Source organism: Pedobacter sp. MR2016-24 (genome assembly GCF_026239655.1).
Lineage (GTDB): Bacteria > Bacteroidota > Bacteroidia > Sphingobacteriales > Sphingobacteriaceae > Pedobacter.
This window is the reverse complement of record NZ_JAPIVO010000009.1, coordinates 54,930-73,188: the sequence shown is the minus strand read 5'-3', so window position 1 is coordinate 73,188 and position 18,259 is coordinate 54,930. Positions and strand designations below refer to the sequence as shown.

Here is an 18,259-nt window from a genome sequence, read left to right as displayed (position 1 = left end):
TCAGGATTCAATATAGTCCGCTATATAATCCAGTGTTCGTTCAATTGCGTGGACTACGGCATTTTTATAGGCCAATAAACTTTGCTCCATAGCTGGTCCGTTAGGACTTTCTTTAGTATTTTTCTTCCTTTCCTTAATCTCTCTGAGCTCATATTTACACAGATTTCCAAACACATTTGGCTGCTTTAAATACAAAAACCTTATAATCTCAGCATAGGTCCGGTAAGATTCATTGAGGAGGTCAAAATTAGTATCGCTATATTTTTCAATTGCCAGAACCGGCACCTTCAGTTTTTCCAGTTTCGTTTTCTCTTTAACAAAAGTCATCGTAATCAGCTATTGGGTTTCGCAAAAAATACATCAGTTAAACATTATTGTTTGAGATACGATGATTCGTACTTTCTGGTTTTTGATGATTATTCTTTTACATGCGCTGAATGGTCATAACGGGCAACCCTCCACATCTGCAGAACTACAGAAAGCATGATCAGTACCAGTCCGCAATAAAAGGGAGCGGACAATTCTTTATTTTCTTTATAAATTACTATAGCCAGTAAAATACTGTATAAGGGTTCCAGGTTAAAGCTCAGGTTTACTGTAAAAGCCGATATTTTATGCAATGCTTTAGTCAGCAACAGGTACATCAATACCGTACAAAACAAAGACAACAGCAGCAGGTAAACCAGAGCTTCGCGAGAAGGCAGCAGGGTTTCAGCAGGAGAAAGAAAAAGATAAGCAGGCATGATCAGGGTCAGACCAGCACATCCGCCCAGCATCGTGTAAAGTGTGATGGTCTCTGAATTAAAGGTTTTAGTCAGCCGCTCATTATAAATCGTATAAAAGGTGCCAATTACGGAGGATATGATACCGAATATAATACCTGTACGATAAGTGGCATCCAAACCAAAGATGAGGGCAATTCCACAAAGGGTAAGGCTACTGAGTAGTATTTCAGCAAACTGAATCTTTTTTCTGTTGATCAGCGGTGCAATTATAGCCGTAAAAAAACCTGTCAGCGAATAGCAGACCACCCCAATAGAGATATTTGAATATTTGATGCTTTCATAAAAAAACACCCAGTTAACTGCCAGTATAAATCCCACCAAAGAAATCTTTAATACTGCAGATACATCATACCTTTTAAGCTTTCCGCTGAACCTCAAAAACACCAGTAAAAAAAGCCCCGAAAACAATAAGCGGTACCAGCTGATTAAACCAGCATTCATTGTAATCAATCTGCCAAAAACTCCGGTAAATCCCGCAAGAAGTATAGAAATATGTAAAAAAGTAAATGCTCTTTTCATTTCAGGGAGCGTATTTAGGAGCGGAAATCTTGATGATAGCGTAAAGCAATATACAGGTTTTTGCGGATAGTTGATACAAAGTGCATTTCCGATATATAGCATACCAGTACCAAATCCCCTTATAAACAGGGGATTTGGTACTGGTAATTGAAAAATTAATCCTTAGCTCCTACCAGAACGCAGTATACAGCGCTACGATAAGACAAACAATAATCAACGCACCAATTGCAAATGAATTACTCACTCTAAACATTTTTGAATCAATTTCCAATCCATTGGCCACTACTCCATTTTTGTATTCAATCGTACTGATCAGATACATTCCGGAAACACATAGCGCAAATACAATCAGCATCCGGTCCATAAAAGGAATCTCAAAAACTCCATTCCCGTTGGCTACAGCCCATCCGTAAGCATTTAAAGGAGAAAGATCTACCCAGCCCGGCAGGAACTTCAAGATCACTGAAAAGATGAAACCACCAATGGTGGCAAATAATGCGGCATTGGATGTTGCCTTTTTCCAGAAGAAACCAAGGATAAACATGGCGAAAATCCCGGGAGATACAAAACCGGTGTATTCCTGTATATACTGGAATCCCTGTTTACCTTCTCCCATCAGGCTGTCTCCAATAATCATAGAAAGGATAACCGCAAGAATCATTGCTGCAACTACAGTTAATTTACCTACGTTAACGAGTCTTTTTTCGCTTGCTTCGGTATTAAATGCTTTTTTATAAATATCCAGTGTAAAGATCGTAGCGATACTGTTGGCTTTACCTGCAAGAGAGGCAACAATTGCCGCCGTCAGCGCTGCGAAAGAAAGTCCCTTTAAACCGATCGGTAAAAGTCCCAATAATGCAGGATAAGCTTTATTGGGATCCTGAACGCCCGACGAAGTAAGCAGACTGGCACCATTAATCCCTCCAAGATCTTCTTTAACAATATAGTAAACCGCGATACCCGGAATCACAACAATAACTGGCATCAGCATTTTTAAAAATGCAGCAAACAATAAACCGGCACGCGCCACAGGTAAACTGGCGCCAAGTGCTCTCTGCGTGATATACTGATTACATCCCCAATAGCTCAGGTTGGCAATCCACATCCCACCTATCAGCACACTTAATCCAGGTAAATCCATATAATTTGGATTGTCTTTCTTGAAAATCAGATGGAAATGCTCTGAAGCACCATCTTTCAACAATGCAAATCCTTTAACGATTCCGGCACCGCCAGAAATCAGGTTGAGGGCAATATAAGTGGCAACAACCCCTCCGAGAATCAGAAAAAACACCTGGATTACGTCGGTGTAGCCAATGACTTTCATACCACCAAGCGTAATGAAAATAGCAAATACCGCTAAAGCAAGGATACAGAAACCAAGATTTAATCCCGAAATACCGCTAATGGCCAATGCACCTAAATATAAGATAGACATCAGGTTAACAATGATATATAACATTAACCAGAACACCGCCATGATCATTGCCACCCTTTCATTGTAACGCTGACTTAGAAACTGTGGCATCGTGGATATCTTATTCCTGAGATAAACCGGCATAAAAAATATCGCCACCACAATCAATGTAGCAGAGGCCATCCATTCATATGCAGAAATAGCCAGACCAAGTTTAAAGCCTGATCCACTCATACCAATCATCTGCTCAGCAGATATGTTGGAAGCAATTAATGAAGCGCCGATTGCCCACCAGGTGAGCGATCCTTCTGCAAGGAAATAATCCTGTGAGCCGCTGGAAGCTGATTTTTTACTGTAATAAACCCAAAATCCGTAGGAAGAGACAATAATGAAGTAAACGAAGAATACGATATAATCGTACTGGTGTAATCTGGTCATGTTTATTAAATGGTTAGAATTAGTAATTTATATCATTAGGCGCGGATCACATGATCAAATCATCTCATAATTTTGATAAATCGTATCAATCTGCATCAAAGCAAAATACATTTCCAGAGATAATCTATTTCTGAAAAAAATACGACCAAATATAACTTTAAAGAAGGTTAAAAAACAAGAAAATCGGGATTAACTTAAAAGTATAAGCGTATCAATAAACGTCTTAAATACGCTTATTGACTTGTTTTACCATTTATTATAAAGAAAACAAGATGATATATTCATCTCCGTATTCCTAAATTCCAATACCCGCCCTGTGAGCTTTTAACCCCAAAACCAACCTATGACCTGAAGATAAATATGCCAGGAATCAAACAGATGACGCACCTCAGCCGAATCCCTTAATTCATTCAGCCTGTTCATTTCGTTCATTGTAAGTGGATGTTCTTTAAGGCAATAATAAATTCTGAGATTTGAATAAGGAAAATCTCAAACACTCACATTAACTCTAATCCTATGAAAAAATTATTTACTACAGCAAGCATTTTAGTGGCCTTAATCGTTTGTACAGCAGCATCTGTTTCCGCACAGGCAACTGCATCAGCTACAGCATCTGCAACAATAGTCACACCAATCAGTATCACAAAAACAGTGGATATGGATTTTGGAAATGTAGCCGTGACTACAACAGCCGGAACAGTAGTTTTAACTCCTGCCGGAGTAAGATCAGTAACTGGCGGAGTAACACTACCAGCAGTAACGGGTACGGTTACTGCCGCAACATTTACTGTAACTGGTGAGGGTGCATATACTTATGCCATCACATTGCCATCGGCAGACCTGACCATTACCAGCGGATCCAATACAATGATTGTAAATGCATTTACAAGTACGCCATCCGCTACAGGTACTTTAACAGCAGGTACACAAACACTTCGTGTAGGTGCAACTTTAAACGTTAGTGCCAGCCAGGCTGCAGGAACTTATGTGTCAGCTACTCCATTTGATGTAACCGTGAACTATAACTAAACAACAATAGATACCATCTTTAAATTTGTAAACACCTGGACTGAAAGGTTCAGGTGTTTATTATAAAACCATCCGCTATGAAGAAGGTATGCTCTCCGTATTCCCATTTCTTTTTTTATGTGTTTGCCATTTGCAGCCTTTTTTCTACACTGCCCTCTCTTGCTCAGGGCAATCTGTTGATTATGCCACGAAGAGTGGTTTTTGAAAATGCCAAACGGACACAAGAGTTGAATCTCGCCAACACAGGTAAAGACACGGCACGGTATGAGATTTCTGTAATCCAGTACAGGATGAAGGAAGACGGCAACTTTGAACCTCTTGCAGAAACTGACACCAGCCAGAACTTTGCTACCAAATATTTCAGATTTTTCCCCAGATCTGTTGTTCTGGCGCCAAATGAAGCACAGGTAGTGAAACTGCAGCTCACGAATACGAGCAATTTAAAACCCGGAGAATACAGGTCACACTTATACTTCAGATCTGTTCCCAAGTTTAAACCACTCGGCGAAAAAGATACAGTTACAGGAACAAGCTCCATCTCTGTAAAATTGGTTGCCGTTTTTGGTCTGGCTATCCCGGTAATCATCAGAAATGGGGAAACAAAAGTGGCGGCCAGTATATCTGATTTGTCTTTGCAAACGGCAGATAATAACAGGGTCCTGAAAATGCAGATTCACCGGATGGGTAATATATCGGTTTATGGCGACTTAAAAGTGAACTATATTTCCGCAAAGGGTACATCTACACAAGTTGGACTGGTAAATGGATTATCAGTATACACGCCAAATCCTGTCCGTCATTTTCAGATCATACTGAACAATACAGCGGATATAGATTACCATAAGGGTAAACTGCAGGTAGTCTATATGGCACAAGCCGATGCTAAACCACTGGTATTTGCAGAAACGGAGCTCGTTCTCCGTTAATAGAAAACAATAGTTTTCTGCCTGAACATATTATATAGACAAGCCTGAAACCATGAAGAAGAGTCTGCTACCCCCTTCTTTCTTTAAAAGTGTATTAGTTTTGGTGCTGCTGTTGATTTGCGGTAAACAGGGATATGCACAAACGATTACGAACTACGGTTTTACGAACACCGCTTCAGGCACTTTCGCACCTTTAACCGGTGCCACAACCTCAGCCCTCACTGCCGGTAATACGGATGATGGAAAAATAGAAAATATTCCTGTAGGCTTCGACTTCTGGTACATGGGGGCAAGATATACGACCATATCTGCGTCAACAAACGGATGGCTGGCTTTTGGTTCAACACTGACAGACGATTATGTAAACAGTCTGGCAAATAGTGGAATCCGGCCGGTACTCGCACCACTCTGGGACGACCTTAATGTTGTTGCGGCATCAAATATCTCTTACAAAACAGCTGGTACCGCCGGCGCACGCATTTTCACCATCCAGTACCTGAATGTAAAATGGAACTACCAGGCTCTTTCCGCCGTTGCTTCTTTTCAGGTAAACTTATATGAAGGGACGGGAAGGGTAGAATATATTTATCGCTCGGATGCAGGCATCGCTATACTGCCCACAGCTTCCATTGGAATAACCGCTACGGCAAAAGGTACCGGCAATTACCTCTCAGTAGCGAATGCAGGTACTACAGTGAGCTCCACCGCTGAGGCTACCATTACTACAAAACGTGTAACTGGCGCGGCTTACAGGTTTACTCCTCCGGTACCAGTGGCGCCCACAGCACTCACCTTCACCAATGTGAGTGGAACATCCATGACTTTGAACTGGATTGATAATGCTACTAATGAAACCGGATACGTCATTTACAGATCGACAGATGGAACAAATTACACTTTTGTAAATCAAACATCAGCAAATGCAACCTCTTCCGTCCAGACCGGACTTACAGCGAATACAACCTATTTCTGGCGGGTTTACGCAGTTACAGAGGGAGGACTGAGTACACCATTGAGCGGATCAAGAATATCTGTTTGTGCAGGTCCCATCATCTCACAGCTGCCATTGGCAAATCTGATCGGTTATTATAAATTTGAAGGGAATGCCAGTGATGCAAGCGGCAATAACAACGGCATGTTGCAGGGAAGCCCTGCTTCGGTAGCCGATCGGTTTAATATTGCTGGCAGAGCCTATACTTTTAATGGAACAAACCAGTATATTGCTACCATAAATTCTTATGTTAATCCCTCACCAGCCAGCACCTCTGTCTGGTTTAAAACGACTACCACTGTCGGAGGTACACTGATGGGTTTCTCCAGCCTGCAAAATGGTGCAGGGGGCAGTCGCGACCGATTTTTGTATATGACTGCAACGGGGAACCTATATGCTGCCGTATCACCCTCCTCCGTAAAAAAAACAGTTAATTCCTCCGCTGCCTACAATGATGGGAACTGGCATATGGCTACCAGTACGGTTGGTGCCGGCGGTTTGAAATTATATGTTGACGGTGTATTGATCGCAACAGATGCTACAGTAACCGCTGCTGAAACCACAACCGGATACTGGCGGATCGGATATTCGGACTTAGCTGGCTGGCCGAATGAACCGGCAAGTTATTATTTTGACGGCACGCTGGATGATGCAATCATTTACCATAAAGAACTCAGCGCCGCAGAAGTTGTACTCCTGTACAATTCGCCTGATGGTGCAGGAAGTAATATGCCGGTTTGCGCGGGAAGCAACCTGAATTTGAGCGCGACCACCATTTCGGGGGCAACTTATGCATGGACAGGTCCGGGTAGTTTCACCTCATCATTACAAAATCCAACCATTAGTTATACCGCTGCAAATGAAGGAATATATACAGTGCAGGTCACCGTTGCGGGTTGTAGTACACCCGGCGTAGCTTATGTTAGGGTCGTTTCAAGTACCAATAGCGGGCAATGGACCGGGAATATAAGCAGCGACTGGTCAAATGCGGCAAACTGGTGTTCGGGTGCTATACCCTCCGCAGCAACAAATGTAGTCATCCCTGCCGGAGCAACGCGGATGCCGGAAATATCAACTTCGGTTACCTGTAATAATTTAACTATTGATGCGGGTGCCACACTCACCACCACCGCAACGGGCACACTGAATATCGGCGGAACTTTAACAGGAAATGGCACTTTCAACAGTCTGGGCACAACTAATTTTAATGGTACTGGTGTACAGCAGACCTTTACCGGTGTTAGTCAATTTTATAATCTGACTATTGCTAACGCCAACGGACTATTATTGCCGGGCCTGGTTACGGTAAATAATAATCTTACTATTGCTGCGGGCATACTTAATCTAAACAATTTCAATATCAATGTAAAAGGAAACTGGATCAATAACTCTTCGGCAACGGCACTCACGGCCGGTACAACAACAGTAACCTTTAACGGCACCACAGCCCAATCTATCGGAGGTACATTTTCAACCACTTTTAATAACCTCGCCATAAGCGGAACGGCCAGTACAGTTTCCCTGCTTGCCACTATTAATGTTGCGGGCGATCTTTCGGTAAGCTCAGGAACATTCGACCTGGGCGCTTTTACGGCCAACAGGCTCACTTCAGGCGGAAACCTGATGTTATTAAACAATACCACGCTTAAAATCGGGGGAACCAATACCTATCCGGTCAATTATACAACCAATACATTAGTATTATCCAGCACGGTTGAATACTCAGGGACTACACAAACTGTAGCGGTCCAAAACTATGGCAATCTAAGTTTGAGTAGTGGAACTGGTGCAAGTGTAAAAACCCTGCCGGCTACAACGCTCAATGTTTTAGGGAATTTCAATTTGGCTGTAGGTTCGGGAACCTCCGTTACGGCTACTGCAGGTGCAGCAATTACAGTAAATGGAAATGTAACTATAGGCACATCCACCACTTTAAACGGAGGCAGTTTCACACATACCATCAGCGGCAACTGGACCAATAATGGCACTTTCACTGGAAATACCAGTACCGTTATTTTTAATGGTGCGGGCACTACAGTTGCCGGAACAGGAACGCAGAATTTTAATAACCTGACAGTAGCAGCCTCACCTGTGACCTTTGCGAACAACGCGCTTACGCTGACTGGTCATCTGGCGACTACCGGATCCGGCGCCTTCAGCCAATCATCCGGTGGAACACTTACGATGAGCGGCACGGCTAAAACCATCACCGGTACCGGAATTTCATTAGACAACCTGACGATCAGCGGAACAGTTACAACTGCCGTTTCCTTTACATTAACCGGAAACCTGGCAGTAAGCGGCAGCTTTACAGCGAGCGCAGGTACGCTGACCATGAATGGTACAACCAAAACCATCTCCGGAGCCGGCACCCTATCACTTTACATCCTGGCGGCTGCGGGAGTCACGACAACTACAGCCAACTTTTCTATCGCCTCCGGCCTGAATGTGGCCGGCAGTATTACCGCAACTGCCGGTACGGCAACCTTTACAGGAACATCCTCACTAAATGGAACAGCCAATCTGTACAATGTTACTGTAAATGGTACATCCTTACAGCTGACAGCGAACGCAGTACTTGGAGTAGCCAATGTACTTACACTGACAGCCGGTACATTAAATGTAAGCAGTTCAGCACCCAATACAGTTAACTTTAATGGAACCGGAGCACAAAATATTAATGGTATTACATACCATAACCTGATGCTTTCTAACGGAAACAGTAAAACGGCAGCGGCGGGTTTTACTACGAATGGTAACTTTACCATTGGTACCGGAACTACCTTCTTACCAGGAACTAATCTGACACATACATTAAACGGCGACTGGGTTAATAACGGAACATTTACCGCAGGTACCAGCACCATTACTTTTACAGGTACCAAAACACTAAATATTACCGGGGCAACTACCTTCAATAGTATTACTGTAAATACTTCCACGGCTTCCACAGCAGTTCTTTTACAAAGTAACATCACTGTCGCTACACTGAATATGACACAGGGTACAATGTTAACGGGCGTTAATACAGTAACGATAACTACTACACGCACGGGAAATGGAATCATATTAGGAACAATTACCCGTAGTCACACATTCGATAATGCGGTTGATTATGCTTTCGAAGGACCAAATAATACCATCAACTTTGCCTTACCCGTTAATGTGAACCTGGTTACTGTAAAAGTCGTCCAGGGGCCGGTAAGCGATTTCCCCTTTGGAGGGTCGATCAGCAGATTATATACCATTACTGCAAATGGAGGATACCTTACAGCAATTTTAAGGCTTCATTATGAAAATGCTGAGTTAAATGGAAATACGGAAGGTGCTAATTTAAACTTATGGGGGAATACAGGTTCAGGATGGTCTACAACGGGGAGCATACTAACTACAACACGGGATGCTACTATTAATTATGTTCAACAAAGTACTTTAGGATCCAATTTAACCGGTCGCTGGACCATCTCTGATAATTCCAATGTAGTTAACTGGAATGGAAGTGTGAGTAATGACTGGAATACAGCGGGGAACTGGACTGTTGCACAAGGTTCTGCATCCAGACCACCAACTGCGACGGATATTGTTAACCTGGGGACGATCGCTTTTACTAATCAGCCAACCATCAACAGTGTAGTATCCGTTAGAAATATCAATTTTGGAAGTGTACAACCTGTTACACTCACTATGGCAGGTGGCTCACTCACTTCAGGTGATATCCGCGGAACCTGGTCGGCCAACGCAACGCATACCTTTAACGTCAACAACCAGAATGTTACCATTAACGGCGACCTGAGTTTGAGTGACGGCACCACGGGGCGTGCAATCAACGTTAATGTCGGTTCAGGTACACTCGCTGTTGCAGGATCTTTTAACCAGTCAGGTAACGCCAGTACAATCTTCAGCGGTGCAGGAAACCTCAATATCCGGGATAACTTCAATTATACCAATGGCATTTTTACTCCCGGTACAGGAACGGTAACCTACAATGGGGCAGCCAATCAAACTGTAGGGAACGTCGCCTATAACAACCTGACCATTAACAAGGGATCATCCAGTATAGCAACAAATACCAACGCACTAACTATCGGCGGAAATCTATTGGTTACAGCAGGAACGCTTGACAATAGTGCTGCGCTAACCATAGCCGGAAACGTGACAACAAATGCGGCCAGCACATTTAAAAACTCGAATACCTTACGTGTTGGAGGAAACTGGCTCAATAACGGTACTTACACAGATGCTGGCGGCACAGTATCTTTCGAAGGAGCGGGCACACAGACTATTTCGGCCACTACGTTTAATAACCTCACTATCAATAAACCTGTGGCTTCCGCCGCGAACCTAACAGGAAATGTAAGCCTTCAGGGAAATCTTACTGTCACCTCGGGTACCTATGATGCAGGTGCATTCAATTCGAACAGATCAGTGAACGGAGGTATGGCCAGTGTAGCAAATGCGGGTACACTGATCATTGGCGCCAATAATATGCCTACCAATTTCTCCTGGTTCACCTTCACTCCTGCCAGCACGGTAATCTTCAATGGCACCGCTGCACAGACCATCGCCGAAAGCGGAGTGACCCTTGGCAATGTGATCTTCAGAAATGCAGGTGTTAAAACACTGACAACACCAGTAACGGTGGCCGGAGACCTGACTATTGAAAATGGTTCTACCTTCGCTGGCGGAACACAGACCATCAATCTGGCGGGCAACTGGACAAATAACGGCACCTATACTCCCGGCACCAGTACAGTACAGTTAACAGGAACCACTAAAAATATTGCCGGAATCACTACTTTTAATAAGGTCACTATATCAGGATCATATACGCAAACAGGTACGCAAGTAACCTACAATGACCTGCTCAATATCACCAGCACTGGTATAATTGCCGGAGCGACTGGCATCACCACTATTGTAAATGGTGATTTTACGAACAGGGGAACCCTCAATACGAGCGGCACTACCATATTTTCCGGAACACAGTTGCAAACGCTGAGCCTTATCAACGCAATTACTTTCGCGCTGACAGTAAATTTCAACGGAACAGTTTCTCCTGTGCTCAACTCCACGTCTGCCCCGCAGTTCGGCTTCCTGAATATCAATAATACTGGTGGAGTAAATCCAAGCGTGGGCTGGACGATCAATAATGATTTAAGTGTGGCCAGCGGTGCCTCTTTCGGTCTGGGAACTTCTTCACATACGCTGATCGGGTCACTGACCAATAACGGAACAATTACAAGCAGTGGTGTGTTTAATTTTACACCAACCGCTGCTGTATCACTCAATATGGGTACAGCCTTTTCGAGCACCGGAACTGTGGCTTTTGGTGGTACAGGTGCTGCTACCCTTTCCGGCACTCCTGCTGCGCTTAAAGATGTCAATATTTCCAACACAAATGCTGCCGGCATTACGCCATCTTCAAACTGGATCCTATCAAACAATTTCACGGTTGGCGCCGGCGCCACATTCAAAGGTGGCTCCTTTACCAATACTATTGCTGGAAATATATTGAACAGTGGCACAATGCTGCCGGCAACTTCAACATTTATCCTCAACCAGGCGAAAGATCAAACCATCACTAATGGTGCTTTCAACAACCTGACCATCAACAAAACTGGTGGCACAACCACGCTGTTGACTAATAGTACCATAGCCGGACTGCTTACTTTTACTGCAGGAAAAATCACTACGGGCACCAATTCCTTAAACTTATCCGCTACCGCTTCAGTAACTGGTGCCGCTCAGAATACTGGCTGGGTAAATGGTAACCTTAAAAAAAATATTATAACCGGTGCCACTACAAAAGCTTTTGAGATAGGTGACCTGAATAATTATACCCCGCTAAATCTTGCTTTTAACAGCGTAACATCGGCAGGAGACTTATTGATCACCACTAACGCGGCAGACCACCCGAATCTGGCCAGCTCTAATATCAATCAGGCAAAGAGTGTAAATCGTTACTGGAAACTGACCAGCAGCGGAATCATATTCGACAAGTATTCGGCTACACTGAACTTCGTTGCGGGCGACGTTGATGCAGGTGCCTCTACTGCTGCTTTTGGAGTAGGTGTCTATACGGGTTCATCATGGATCCTGCCAACAGTTACCGTTAAAAACGCTACAAATATTACCGCAACAAATATCACTGTATTAGGCGATCTGGCTATTGGGGAAGTGTGCAATGCAGGAACTGTCATCTCTTATGCGGGTTCTCCTTACTGTACAAATTCTGGTAATGCAACAGTCACCATGGCGGGTACCACGGGCGGTGTTTTCACTTCAACTCCAGGGCTGTCAATAGACGCATCAACAGGGCTGGTTACATTGGCAAACAGTGCTGCCGGAACATATAACGTTGTATATACCGTTGCTGCTGCAGGCAATTGTGTAATATACTCTACCTCTACGACCATCACGGTCACCAAAGCTCCTGAAGCATCCATGAGTTATTCCGGCTCCCCTTATTATACGGGCGGAGGAACAGCCAGCATCGACTTTTCAGGAACTACAGGTGGCGTTTTCTCTTCTACTGCCGGGTTAACGCTGAATGCGGCAACGGGCGATATTACGCTGATTTCAAGTAGCCCGGGCACTTATACCGTTACTTATACCGTAGCCGCAGCGGGTGGCTGCACTGCTTTTAGTACAACTACTTCCGTAACGATTGTTGCTTTTAAAACATGGGATGGTGGTGCCGGGACTTCTAGCTGGGGTGATGCTGTAAACTGGCTGCCTGATGGAGTTCCTGTGCTCACAGACAACATTAATCTTACGGGTGCCTTTACCATTAACGCAGACGTGGTTGCCGTTGCGAATAATATGAGTATAAATAATGCAGGCCTGATGCTGACAGTTGATCCTGGAAAATCACTCAGCATCGGGGGAAACTTAAACTTAACTGCTGGTACATTAATTGTAAATGCAGGGACACTTAAATTAGCGGGCACAGTAACAAATAGCGGTACGATTACCGCGAGTAATGGTACTGTGGAGTTCAATGGTACCACAGCACAAACAATTCCTGTTGCTACTTTTACAACAAATACAGTAAACAATCTGCGTATCAGTAATTCCGCCGGAGTAACTTTAGGTGGGGCATTGAATATTAAAGGGATACTTATCGCTGCAACAGGTAATTTAAATTCTGCGGGTAACCTTACGCTGGTCTCTTCGGCTACACAGACGGCACTGATTGATGGTAGCGGAACGGGCAATGTAACCGGTAATGTAACCATGCAACGTTATCTTGCTGCCGGTTTCGGCTATAAATACTTCAGTTCACCGGTAACGGCCGCAACGGTAAACTCATTTTCGGGTTTTGTAGACCTGAATGCGGCTTTCCCTAATTTTTACCGCTACATCGAAAATGTAGCTATTTCCGGCTGGACGGCTTATACAAGTACAAGCGCACCATTGATACCGCTACAAGGTTATGCGGCAGACTTTGGATCAACCACGCAGCCTCTAATGGTCAGCATCACCGGTGTAGTAAGTAATGGCGCCATTTCCGCTGCATTACAAAACCATAATCAACCTTATACTTTAGGCTTTAACCTTGTCGGCAATCCTTATCCCTCACCTGTAAACTGGGATTTAGGAGCGGGCTGGACAAAAACAAATATTGATAATGCCATTTACTTTTTTGATTCCGGCTCAACGAGTCAGTACACAGGAACCTATTGCAGTTATATCAATGGCGTATCCAGTGATGGAATAGCAAGTCCGGTAATTGCCTCCATGCAAGGCTTTTTTGTCCATGTCAGCAATGGCGCCTATCCCGTTACTGGAACACTGGGCTTAAACAATGCGGCGAGAGTAAATGACCTGTCGCCCGTATTTCATAAAGCCACTATGAGCCTCCGGGAACGCGCCAGACCAAGAATTTTATTAAGACTAAGTGCTGGTTTTGCCACTGAAGCACATGCTGCCGATCCTATCGTGATTTATGTGGCAGACGATGCAACAACGAAATTTGATAATCAGCTGGACGCGATAAAACTCATGAACACGAATGAACATGTGCCTAATTTTTACAGCCTTAGCGAAGGAAACTCCAAACTGGCCATCAATGCTTTGCCCGATATTGACTCCACAACGGTGATTCCCCTCACATTGCAAGCGGATAAAAACGGAACCATCAACTTTGTGCTGCGTGACCTGGAAAATATGCCAGACAATTTATATACCTACTTATTTGACGCAAAAACGGGTAAAAATTACCTTTTGGCAAAAGGCACTCCACTGAGCATTTCTTTAAATGCCGGAAATTACGAAAACAGGTTCAGCATCCGCTTCAGCACAACCAGAACAATCAATGATCCGGATGCAGATAAAGACAATTTAGTGGTTTACAGTGGTGGCGGTAGTTTCCATATTAACCTAAAACTGGTAAACGACGAAAAAGGAGATCTCGTGCTTACCAACATGGCGGGACAAACGCTGGCACGCAAAGCAGTCAACGGTAACGGCATTTACCAGATTCCCGCCACCCCTCCTACCGGCATTTATGTGATCAGTTTCATTACCACCAATAAGGTACGTTCTAAAAAAGTATTCCATCACAATGAGTAGAAAAAATGAAACAACAAAAATAGGATGGTATGTAAAAGGGCTCTTTTTACTGCTGATTTGTGGCAGTGTAAATTTATGTGCTCAGGAAAATCCGCCACGCCCTATCAGCATTTTCGTCAATCCGGCGCAAGGGCTTAGCTTCGGTGCATTTGTACATGGCAATTCGGGAGGATCTGTAATCGTATATGCCAATGGCTCGAGACAGGTTACGGGAAGTGTAATTTCCGCAAATCTTGGGTATTCATTTTCTCCGGCTATTTTTGAAGTAGATGCAGAGCCCGGGGTATTGGTCACGATCAGCAACGGGCCCGATGTAACGCTAAATGGAAGTAATGGTGGCTCCATGATCCTGCACATAGGCGAATCAAGCCTTGGTTCGCCATTTATCGCCACTGCAGTATCACCTGCAAGAACACAGTTGAGAATAGGCGGAACATTAACCGTAGGCAATTCATTAGCCAATCCGCCAGGAAATTACAACGGAACTTTTTCGGTGACTTTCATACAGCAATAGCATTAAGACAGCTCTCAGATCAGGCACATGACAGAAAACATATACAGACCGCCTACCCTCTTTTCAGTATTTAAAAAACTGTCTGCGATGACGATGCTCTATTTGCTGTTCCCTGTTTTGTCGCAGGCCCAGGATCCGGCTGATTATGAAGAAGTCTCTGTTTATTTTAACATGCAGCGGATAGGAAATATCGAAATATCTTCACTTATCCGTAATGACACAGCTTACCTGCCAGTCGCCGAAATTTTCGATTACCTGAAAATTGCCAATAAATCATCCGGCAACCGTGATTCTATCAGCGGCTTTTTTATCAGCCAGACGGCAACCTATCTGATCGACAATGCAAAAAAACGCATCATTTATAAAGACAAGACTTACAGCTTAAAAACGGATGATCTGATCAAAACACCTTCAAATTTATACCTTAAAGCAAGTTATTTTGGCGAGATATTCGGACTCCAATCCGTATTCAGCTACAGGAATCTTTCTGTAACAATGAGTACAGACCTGGAATTGCCGGTACTGAGGGATATGCGGCTGGCGGAGATGCGCAGCAACATCAACCAGCTCAGGGGTGAAGTGAAAGTAGACACAACCATTAAAAGAAGCTATCCGGCTTTTCACTTTGGCACGGCAGACTGGTCGGTCATCAATACACAGGATAAACAACTGGGATCAGATACGCGCGTAAACTTGCGTGTTGGTGGTATTCTTGCCGGAGGAGAAACGGATGTGTCCCTAAACTACCACAGCACAGAACCACTGATTGAGCGGAATCAGTATTACAGATGGCGACTCGCGAATAATGAGAACACAGTGGTACGGCAAATTACAGCAGGAAAGATTTATACCCCAACCATATCCACAATTTTCGCCCCTGTGGTAGGTATCCAGATCACCAATACACCCACAACATTCCGGCGTTCGTTTGGTACTTATACTATCAGCAATACCACACAGCCGAACTGGACGGTAGAGTTATATGTAAACAACGTGCTGGTGAGTTATGTGAAGGCAGATGCCTCAGGTTTTTACAGTTTCGAAGTGCCGCTGATTTATGGAAACTCAATGGTAAAACTCCGTTTTTACGGGCCTGCCGGGGAAGAAACATTTACAGAACAGAACATCAGTATCCCTTTTAACTTCCTGCCGGCCAAAGAATTTGAATATAGCGCAAGCGCAGGCTTTGTAGAAGATGGAAATGGCTCCAGGTTCTCCAGACTGAGTACCAACTACGGGCTGACCAGTTTTTTAACTGTCGGTGGCGGAACAGAATATCTGTCCTCAGTAACCTCCGGCAGTACGATACCCTTTGTGAATTCATCGGCAAGGATTCTCCCGAACCTGCTCTTATCCGCCGAACACGCTTATGGTGTGCGCACCAGGGCCTTACTGACTTACAAATTCAAATTTGGTTTACAGGTAGAATTGAACAACTCCTGGTATGAAACCGGGCAAACAGCCATCAATAACACCTTTAAAGAGGAAAGGAAAGCTATTTTGTCACTCCCCTTCCGGGGAAAAAGCTTTTCTGCATATACGAGGTTAACTATCAATCAGAATATCCTGCCAGTTACGGAATATACTACTGCGGAATGGCTGGTTTCTGCGGTAGCGTGGAACATTAACGCTAATGTGAACACCTTTGCCCTTTTTACAGACCAGAATCCGGCTTATCTCCTCAGTAATTTTTCAGTGTCTAAACGCATCTTTAAAAACTATCTTTTTACCCAGCATCTTCTTTATGCCTATCAGAACAGTCAGATCACAGGCTTTAAGGAAGAACTGGAAAGCAGGGTGCTGACCAATGGTTACCTGCGACTGAGTTACGAGCGAAACACACTCAGCAATATCAGTAATTTTGAAATAGGGCTGCGGTACGACTTCCGTTTTGCGCAAACAGGAGCATCCTTCCGCACGGGAAATCATACAGAAAACCTGATTCAGTTCGCCAGCGGCAGCCTGATTGCTGACGGCCCGGCAAACTATACCAGTTTTACTAACCGCAGCAGTGTAGGAAAAGGAGGTATCATGGTCGTACCATTCCTGGATCTGAATTTCAACGGCAAAAAAGACAGGGGCGAACCTAAAGCTGCCGGACTAAAACTCAAAAGCAGCAGAGCGGGAATTTACACCCTTAATGCGAAGGATACCACCTTACAGATTTTACAACTGGAACCTTATGAAAATTATATTCTGGAGCTTGATGCAGGGGGATTTGAGAACGTAGCCTGGCAACTCACCAAAAAGAATTACAGCATCGCTGTAGATCCGAATATCATCAGGATGATTGAGATACCTGTCAATGTGATGGGTGAAGCCGCAGGAAATGTAAATATTAAAAATGCGGATGGTCAGAAAGGACTGGGACGACTCATCGTGATGATCTACCGGAAAAACAAAATGGTTGCACGGATACTTACAGAGTCTGATGGTTATTTCAGCTTTTTAGGTCTGCCGCCTGGAGATTATACCGCCTCGCTGGATACCACACAGCTCAGCAAGCTAAACTTAAAGTCAACACCGGCAATGATGCCCTTCTCCATCAAAATGAGCACAGAAGGAAGCGTTACAGATGGCTTGGCATTTGTAGTTACTGAGGATAAACTGCCGGAAGTTCAAAAAGATGAACCTCAAATTGACGTTTCGGCAGCAGCCCGGTTAGCAGGCAACAAATTACCTGTAAAAACAATCCCGGTGCCCAATCCTAAAAACCCTGTTACGCCTAAACGTACGCCTAAAAAAGATATTTACGTACCTGTTACAGAAAATAATCCAAGTGGTAAAGCTGACGAGAAGACGCTCGCTATTATTGAGGCCGACTTAAACCACGCCATGTATGGCATCACCGTGCAGATTGCCCATTTCAGAATCATCAATGCCCTGTCTTCCAAAGAATTCCTGATTAACAAAATTGGATATGATGCCTTTATCCGGAGTACGGGAAAAAGATCCTATTTCAACGTTTACGTGACAGGACTGAAAGATAAAGCTGAAGCAAAAGCACTGATCAAAGCGATAAAATACCGGGGTTTCCCTGATGCTTTCATCGTTCCGGTTAAATAG

General features: G+C 44.0%; 8 protein-coding genes. 5 read left to right on the top strand and 3 right to left on the bottom strand.

Annotated features, from left to right (window positions below; all coding sequences use genetic code 11):
- The 3 genes from OQX62_RS22950 to OQX62_RS22940 form a co-directional block, all read right to left on the bottom strand.
- A complete protein-coding gene (locus tag OQX62_RS22950; protein ID WP_265834004.1) occupies positions 1–327 on the bottom strand; it encodes a hypothetical protein in 327 nt (108 codons plus the stop codon).
- An 89-nt stretch (positions 328–416) separates the two neighbouring features.
- The gene (locus OQX62_RS22945) at positions 417–1,304 is read right to left on the bottom strand and encodes a DMT family transporter (RefSeq protein WP_265834003.1); all 888 of its coding nucleotides are present in this window, start codon (positions 1,302–1,304) and stop codon (positions 417–419) included.
- 169 nt (positions 1,305–1,473) lie between these two features.
- A complete protein-coding gene (locus tag OQX62_RS22940) occupies positions 1,474–3,159 on the bottom strand; it encodes a sodium/sugar symporter (protein WP_265834002.1) in 1,686 nt (561 codons plus the stop codon).
- Positions 3,160–3,675: 516 nt separating this feature from the next.
- On the opposite strand from OQX62_RS22940, the gene OQX62_RS22935 reads away from it, so the two are divergent.
- The 5 genes from OQX62_RS22935 to OQX62_RS22915 all read left to right on the top strand — a co-directional run bounded on the left by OQX62_RS22935 (position 3,676) and on the right by OQX62_RS22915 (position 18,259).
- A complete protein-coding gene (locus tag OQX62_RS22935) occupies positions 3,676–4,188 on the top strand; it encodes a DUF4402 domain-containing protein (RefSeq protein ID WP_265834001.1) in 513 nt (170 codons plus the stop codon).
- A gap of 77 nt (positions 4,189–4,265) precedes the next feature.
- Positions 4,266–5,114: a molecular chaperone gene (locus tag OQX62_RS22930; RefSeq protein ID WP_265834000.1), complete on the top strand. Its 849-nt coding sequence runs from the start codon at positions 4,266–4,268 to the stop codon at positions 5,112–5,114.
- Positions 5,115–5,166: 52 nt separating this feature from the next.
- Positions 5,167–14,679: a fibronectin type III domain-containing protein gene (locus OQX62_RS22925; RefSeq protein ID WP_265833999.1), complete on the top strand. Its 9,513-nt coding sequence runs from the start codon at positions 5,167–5,169 to the stop codon at positions 14,677–14,679.
- Positions 14,672–15,193, top strand: a complete 522-nt coding sequence (locus tag OQX62_RS22920; protein ID WP_265833998.1) for a DUF4402 domain-containing protein — start codon at positions 14,672–14,674, stop codon at positions 15,191–15,193. The genes OQX62_RS22925 and OQX62_RS22920 overlap by 8 nt, the downstream gene beginning before the upstream one ends.
- Before the next feature lie 27 nt (positions 15,194–15,220).
- Complete coding sequence (locus OQX62_RS22915) at positions 15,221–18,259, top strand: SPOR domain-containing protein (RefSeq protein ID WP_265833997.1); 3,039 nt, start codon at positions 15,221–15,223, stop codon at positions 18,257–18,259.

What these genes read in the sequence shown, in the direction of transcription:
- OQX62_RS22935 (WP_265834001.1), top strand. Translation starts at nt 3,676, where the DNA reads ATGAAAAAATTATTTACTACAGCAAGCATTTTAGTGGCCTTAATCGTT.
- OQX62_RS22915 (WP_265833997.1), top strand. Translation starts at nt 15,221, where the DNA reads ATGACAGAAAACATATACAGACCGCCTACCCTCTTTTCAGTATTTAAA.
- OQX62_RS22930 (WP_265834000.1), top strand. Translation starts at nt 4,266, where the DNA reads ATGAAGAAGGTATGCTCTCCGTATTCCCATTTCTTTTTTTATGTGTTT.
- OQX62_RS22950 (WP_265834004.1), bottom strand. Translation starts at nt 327, where the DNA reads ATGACTTTTGTTAAAGAGAAAACGAAACTGGAAAAACTGAAGGTGCCG.
- OQX62_RS22920 (WP_265833998.1), top strand. Translation starts at nt 14,672, where the DNA reads ATGAGTAGAAAAAATGAAACAACAAAAATAGGATGGTATGTAAAAGGG.
- OQX62_RS22945 (WP_265834003.1), bottom strand. Translation starts at nt 1,304, where the DNA reads ATGAAAAGAGCATTTACTTTTTTACATATTTCTATACTTCTTGCGGGA.
- OQX62_RS22925 (WP_265833999.1), top strand. Translation starts at nt 5,167, where the DNA reads ATGAAGAAGAGTCTGCTACCCCCTTCTTTCTTTAAAAGTGTATTAGTT.
- OQX62_RS22940 (WP_265834002.1), bottom strand. Translation starts at nt 3,159, where the DNA reads ATGACCAGATTACACCAGTACGATTATATCGTATTCTTCGTTTACTTC.